An 881-nucleotide genomic window follows, 5' to 3' on the forward strand; every position below is an offset into this window, starting at 1 on the left:
GGTTGTGATGACAAACCGCAAACGCGCCTCTGCGTGATCGATACTGGCAGCCGCAATCGAAGGCTCCGGAAGCCCGTCGAGCTTGGCCATGAAAGCTTCCACGCGCGGATAGAAGCTCCGCAGCCCCGATCGCTGCAGCGAAGCGCGGACTTCGCCCGCGGTGAGGCCAGCGGCCCGATTGGCGACCAGACGGAAAAACGCGTCGTCCATCCATGATGGCATCGAGGACGGCCTCCACCTGCCGGTCCATCCAAAGCGCGTCGATCGCACGCGCCTGCATCCGGCCGCGGGACAGGAGCGAGAGCGTAGTGGCGATGTCTTCGATCGCGGCAGAAGGCTCCGGCTTCTTTTTAGCTCCATGTTAATTCCTCAGGGCATCTGCTCCCACGCCCACATGGGTACTATTGCCCGAGAGATTATGTCGCAGTACTGCCTGTCCCGGTACCATGTCCGCTGCATGAATTCGCTGGCTTCCCAATATCGTGGGCAATATTTTAAGCCACCGCCTTGGGTTATGTTGTGCCAAATCAGATTCTGATCTCCCATAGGCAAGTTGTGGAACGTCTGCGGCTGGAACGCCCAGTCGTATGCGCGCGTGTTGTACAGGTATGCGACGTATCCGGCGAAAAGAACGGCTCCGACAATGGTCCACTTCGTCAGGAATTTTACCGTCGCGCGTATTCGGCCCGTCCGGTGCGATGTGTTGTCGTGAAGACCTCTGTCCGTCATTTCGTCGCCTTTGTGCTGTTCATCCGTTCGGTCTCGCCTTCATGTGTACGGTTTAAAACCCTTTTTGTTATGCCGCTCTCACTCCAAAACCCGATTATTATGATGGGCTATGACGCGATAACTGTCTGATACTTTGTCCCTGAAATTCTTCC

The 881-nt window shown here is 56.6% G+C and carries 1 protein-coding gene; it reads right to left on the bottom strand.

The genetic code is table 11. The features are described 5' to 3' along the window. On the bottom strand, nucleotides 1-222 hold a 222-nt coding region (locus tag E1297_RS01295), incomplete at its 3' end, for a hypothetical protein (protein ID WP_155132905.1). Between the last annotated feature and the right edge of the window lie 659 nt (nucleotides 223-881).

The sequence above is a fragment of the Roseibium sp. RKSG952 genome (genome assembly GCF_009711355.1).